The sequence below is a fragment of the Methylocaldum sp. genome (genome assembly GCF_039794385.1).
GTDB lineage: Bacteria > Pseudomonadota > Gammaproteobacteria > Methylococcales > Methylococcaceae > Methylocaldum.
On the sequence record NZ_JBDIVO010000374.1, the window covers coordinates 1 to 4,301 of the forward strand.

Annotated in this window: 8 protein-coding genes; all 8 read right to left on the reverse strand. The window is 55.1% G+C overall.

The features are described 5' to 3' along the window. The coding region (locus tag ABJK70_RS20960; protein ID WP_347259001.1) for a recombinase family protein at positions 1-1,165 on the reverse strand (1,165 nt) is incomplete at its 3' end. Between the two features lie 129 nt (positions 1,166-1,294). Next, positions 1,295-1,573, reverse strand: coding sequence for a hypothetical protein (locus ABJK70_RS20965; protein ID WP_347259002.1), 279 nt, complete (start codon positions 1,571-1,573; stop codon positions 1,295-1,297). A 5-nt stretch (positions 1,574-1,578) separates the two neighbouring features. Next, positions 1,579-1,785: a hypothetical protein gene (locus ABJK70_RS20970; protein ID WP_347259003.1), complete on the reverse strand. Its 207-nt coding sequence runs from the start codon at positions 1,783-1,785 to the stop codon at positions 1,579-1,581. A 16-nt stretch (positions 1,786-1,801) separates the two neighbouring features. After that, a complete protein-coding gene (locus tag ABJK70_RS20975) occupies positions 1,802-2,131 on the reverse strand; it encodes a hypothetical protein (RefSeq protein ID WP_347259004.1) in 330 nt (109 codons plus the stop codon). Continuing rightward, positions 2,128-2,301 (reverse strand): helix-turn-helix domain-containing protein, encoded by a 174-nt coding sequence (locus ABJK70_RS20980; RefSeq protein WP_347259005.1) that lies wholly within the window; start codon positions 2,299-2,301, stop codon positions 2,128-2,130. The genes ABJK70_RS20975 and ABJK70_RS20980 overlap by 4 nt, the downstream gene beginning before the upstream one ends. Beyond that, positions 2,285-2,758, reverse strand: coding sequence for a hypothetical protein (locus ABJK70_RS20985; RefSeq protein ID WP_347259006.1), 474 nt, complete (start codon positions 2,756-2,758; stop codon positions 2,285-2,287). Before ABJK70_RS20985 ends, ABJK70_RS20980 begins: the two co-directional genes overlap by 17 nt. Continuing rightward, positions 2,742-3,725, reverse strand: coding sequence for a phage Gp37/Gp68 family protein (locus tag ABJK70_RS20990; protein WP_347259007.1), 984 nt, complete (start codon positions 3,723-3,725; stop codon positions 2,742-2,744). The genes ABJK70_RS20985 and ABJK70_RS20990 overlap by 17 nt, the downstream gene beginning before the upstream one ends. Then, positions 3,712-4,155 (reverse strand): hypothetical protein, encoded by a 444-nt coding sequence (locus ABJK70_RS20995; protein WP_347259008.1) that lies wholly within the window; start codon positions 4,153-4,155, stop codon positions 3,712-3,714. Before ABJK70_RS20995 ends, ABJK70_RS20990 begins: the two co-directional genes overlap by 14 nt. Positions 4,156-4,301: the final 146 nt, after the last annotated feature.

The following is a 4,301-nucleotide window of genomic DNA, read 5'->3' on the forward strand; positions in this document are numbered from 1 at the left end:
GCGCGTCACTGTTGCAGATATCGTTTTTAACGCTTGCAAGCAGACGGCTTTCGACGATTGATCGCTTTACCGATAGCCGGTTTTGACAAACGGCCGTCCCCCGGTACTTATGGCCGGAGCAGCCATATCGGTTATTCCCTACCGTGACGAACGGCGATCCGCAAGCGGCGCATTTGAGAAGGCCTGAGAACAGGTGCCGCATGGGAGGACCCGTTCTGGCGCGTTGGTGTAGTGCGGCCCGAACAGAAAGACTTCGTTTTGTTTGGCGGTTTAGCCGAGCCTGAACACTATCCCACAAAGTCTGCGATACGATTCTAAGCTCAGGCATATCGACTTCGATCCACTCATCTACACTTCGCTCGCGCCGAATACGCTTGCCGGTGTCAGGATCTTTTATCCAGGCCGATTTATTCCAGACATACCGGCCGATATAGATAGGATTACGGAGTATTCCCGTTGTCTTACCTGGACTCCCATAGATTGCCGATGACGCCCAGGTTCCGCCGCGTGGCGACGGCACATTCAGCCGATTAAGCTCGCCGGCGATCCAGTTAGGAGATTTCCCGGCCGCAAACCTATCGAAAATCCATCGAACCCATTCAGCTTGCTCGGGGTCAATCTCACGGCGCACAGCAACCACGACAGGTCGTCCAAGAGAGTCGAGCCGATTTAAGTCTTCGATTGGAACATGCCGATAGCCATAGCAGCGCCCACCGGCATTGTTGCCTCGGCGAGCCTGTCCTTCTAAACCGCGATGCGTTTTTTCGCGCAGGTCATCCAGGTATACCTCATTGAGGAGATTGCGAACGCCACGGTGTACTTTGCGCGACTTGGAGCGGGAATCGTACCCGTCCGAGACGCCTACAATGATGATTCCCCAGTGCTCCAAGCGGCGAATGGTCCGCTCGGCCTCGACCTGGTCCCGGCTCAAGCGGGACAGATCGTCCACCAGTAACGCCTGGAACCTGCCTGATTCTGCGTCCGCCAGCATTCCCCGGTATCCCGGCCGATCAGATGTCGATCCGGATATGGCGCTATCAGCGTAGCGTTGCGTAATTGTCCAGCCCTCGGATTCTGCGCGGCGTTCGCAATTGCGGGACTGGTCCTCGATGGACGCTTCGCGCTGTCGGTCTGAGCTGTATCGACAATAGATGGCGGCGAGCATAGTCAGGTTTTTGTTTTTTTCAGATATCGTTTCACAGCCGTGGCGGCCAACAATTTAACCAAAATAATATGCTCATGCGTCATCGGGGTGCGACCTCCTTTTATCAGCTGAGGTCGAATTATTCTCGATTCAGGCTTCATGGATAGGATGTCTATAACTTGATGAATTGGCTTCCTTGTAATATTCGAACTTGAGCTGGCGGAGGTTCACCTCAAGCCGTTCACACGCTTCGACTACATCGTCCATTTCCGCGAACACGTCGTCGATATTGAGCCGACCCGGACGGTCCGGATGATGGTTAAACCACCCGAACCGGTCAGCCTTACAAAGCGCCTTGATAAGTTCGGAGCATTCCTCGATAACCCGAGTCGCCGGGCTTCCGATGTTTTGGTATTTCGGATCGCTCATCCCGTTTACCTACTCAGCAACCTTTCAGCCTTGGCGTTCTTCTTATCGAGCCACTTCTCGACCGTCGAACTTTTCCAGGCCAGCCGTCGGCCGAGCTTGAACCCAGGCGGAATAGAATCCGACTCACGCAGGACAGCTTGACGAATAGCGGCCTCGGTCCGGTTCAGCCGGCGAGCGAGTTCGGGGACGTAAAGAATCTTATCCTCGGACATGATTTTTTGCCCTCGATCAGTTCAGCGCCCTTTTCCCACGAGCCAAGGAAAGGACGCCCTTAACCAACCTTACACTAGGATCCCTCGTAAGCAGGGCAGCGCAGAGAATAGCTATCGGACCGGATTTGTTCGAGTCGTAATGAGACAGCATGTAATCGAAAACCATGTTGTATAGTTGCGGATCGTTCAAGTCGATTCCGCCATCGATAAGATCTGAGGCCAGCGACAGAATGACACGCTTTAATTCATCCGGGTCGGCTTCACGCGGGAGCGCGAAGAAAAGCCTTTTTTCCAGAACTTCGGAATCTTCGCCCGGTTTCATTTGGTTCGTCTCGTTGTCGTTCATTGGATCACCTTCTTTTGCTTGATGTTGTGCTTTTTCATGAGCCGATAAAGCGTCATTCGAGAGATATCGAGCGATTTAGCGGCCCGAGTGATTCGCCCGTTCGCCTTTTTCAGTTCGCTTAAGATCGCGAGCTTTTCAGCAGCGATGCGATATTCATGGAGAGTTGCCACAGTTACCTCCTTGTTCGGTTTCAGGAAGGGCAAGCAAGCCCTTTTCCTGGCCGTATTCAATAAGCCGTTTCCCGTCGCGCCCCAGCATGTGCGGCATGAAGACGCCCTCGAAAGTTAAAAGACCGGTTTCGATTGCGGTCACTTGAGCCTTGATCCAGTCGCGGAGGATTGAATAAACCGCGACCGACCCGATCTCCAAGGCTTTCCGTTCCCATTGCTGCCTTGTCGATTGACGCCGGGACGTCCACGGGTTTTCCTTGAGCCAGGCCTCCGCATAGCCGCGGAACGAAGCAGGGAAGGAAACCCGGCGCCCGTTCCATTCGAACTGGACCAGCAGCTCGCCCTTTTCCCAATCGGTCATAACCCCGAAGCGCTGGCAACCGAACCGCTGCAGGACCCTTTGAATTTCCGCGAGAGCCTTGTCGCCAGATGTGGCGTTTTCATACGGCAGCGGCATTTGAACCTCCCGGATATTGGTCCCAGGTCCGGCCATCGAGCATCCGGCCGGCGGCTTTTTTGCCGATGCGGTAGCTGACACCACCATTCCCCCAGGCGTGCAAAGGTTCCGTTTTCCTAGACCATCCTTTAGGAATTTGTGAGTAATGGAGCCATTCACCCCACTGCTTGAAGAAGAACGGCACACCGACATTTACGCACTGATCGCGCAGCGAACGCGGCCAGTCCGGGTGCATCGGCCGCGCGTTCGGCCCGGATTCGCCGCCGACTACGAGCCAGTCAAGATGCGGTTTCTTATTGGCGGATCGGCGAATTTTGATGTCAGAAAAGCACAGGTCCGGTAAATACTGGTTGATGCTCACTGGCCCAAGCAGCGGCTCCGCACTCACCCACCGCACCGCGGCCGGCGTTTGGAGCAGGAGCGGGATGCGTTCGTCGGCCGTAGGTTGATCCTCGATGCTCACGCCTAGCCAGATGTTATGAATAGGCCAGTCAATATCTTCTATGAAGCTGGCAGAGCACGGCGAACCAGAAATTCGAACGGCATGGTCACAAATCCTCTCCAGCCAATCGGAGTCCTCGCTCTCTGCGACAGATAGGTAATCCAGCATCCGTTCCGGCCGTTTCGTGAGCACTTGGAAAACATGCTGCTTCGCCAGCGCCATGACCGCGAAAACCCGATCGATGAACTCATCAGGCACCGATTCGTGGAACAGATCGGAACGTGGGCACACGAATATCCGCGACGGCGTTTTCCATCGCATCGGGGCATCGAGTTGTTCCGGGTGACATTGGATGTCGGTAAATTTGCGACCGAACCAGATGCTCTTCGGGTTTTTTGACCAACGAGTTTCGACTTCCCGTTCGGCGTAGCAGTTCTTGCAGCCTTGGCTGACTTTCGTGCAGCCGGTAATCGGCGACCAAGTTCGTTCGGTCCATTCGATTCGGGACTTATCAGACATGGTCATCCCCAAAGACCGAGTAATTGTCCGGGTCCGTTTTCATGTGGGAGCCGGCGCAGCCCATGTAATCGGATCCGTTTTCAAGGACGACAAGAACGGCTTGACCGGCGACGTCGGCCAGTTCGTGTGCATGCAGATCCTTGTTCATCTTAAGGACCGCTTTGACACCATCCTTGAATGTCACCGATTCGACCTCGGCGACGAAGTTTGTCCGGTTCTGCGACCGAATACAGCGGATCGCCTTCATAACCGAGCCCTGGAGGTTTTGGCGGATACGTTCCAGGTGCAGCCGTTGATCTTCCTCAACCAGGACATTCCAGGGAACTTTCATTTCCCGAAGCTGCTTGGCGCAGGCGTGGATCATTTCGCCAAGCAGGAACTCGGCCGCGATTTCGTTGTGGTCGTCGTCAAAATGGTTTTCAACTTGAGCGTTCATAAGTTCTCCCTAAGTAGCCGATGGACAGACCCATCGGCGGAGCGCCCTTGCCCGGAAGCCGGCCGAGGTGAAAACCGGCCCGGATCGTTGGGGGGGGATGGACGATTAAGGGCACTCCCCGATGGGCCCTCCTGATAGGGCTCAGG

Excerpts from the sequence above, each read along its gene's own strand:
- ABJK70_RS20965 (WP_347259002.1), bottom strand. The coding sequence starts at position 1,573 with ATGAGCGATCCGAAATACCAAAACATCGGAAGCCCGGCGACTCGGGTT.
- ABJK70_RS20970 (WP_347259003.1), bottom strand. The coding sequence starts at position 1,785 with ATGTCCGAGGATAAGATTCTTTACGTCCCCGAACTCGCTCGCCGGCTG.
- ABJK70_RS20975 (WP_347259004.1), bottom strand. The coding sequence starts at position 2,131 with ATGAACGACAACGAGACGAACCAAATGAAACCGGGCGAAGATTCCGAA.
- ABJK70_RS20985 (WP_347259006.1), bottom strand. The coding sequence starts at position 2,758 with ATGCCGCTGCCGTATGAAAACGCCACATCTGGCGACAAGGCTCTCGCG.
- ABJK70_RS20990 (WP_347259007.1), bottom strand. The coding sequence starts at position 3,725 with ATGACCATGTCTGATAAGTCCCGAATCGAATGGACCGAACGAACTTGG.
- ABJK70_RS20995 (WP_347259008.1), bottom strand. The coding sequence starts at position 4,155 with ATGAACGCTCAAGTTGAAAACCATTTTGACGACGACCACAACGAAATC.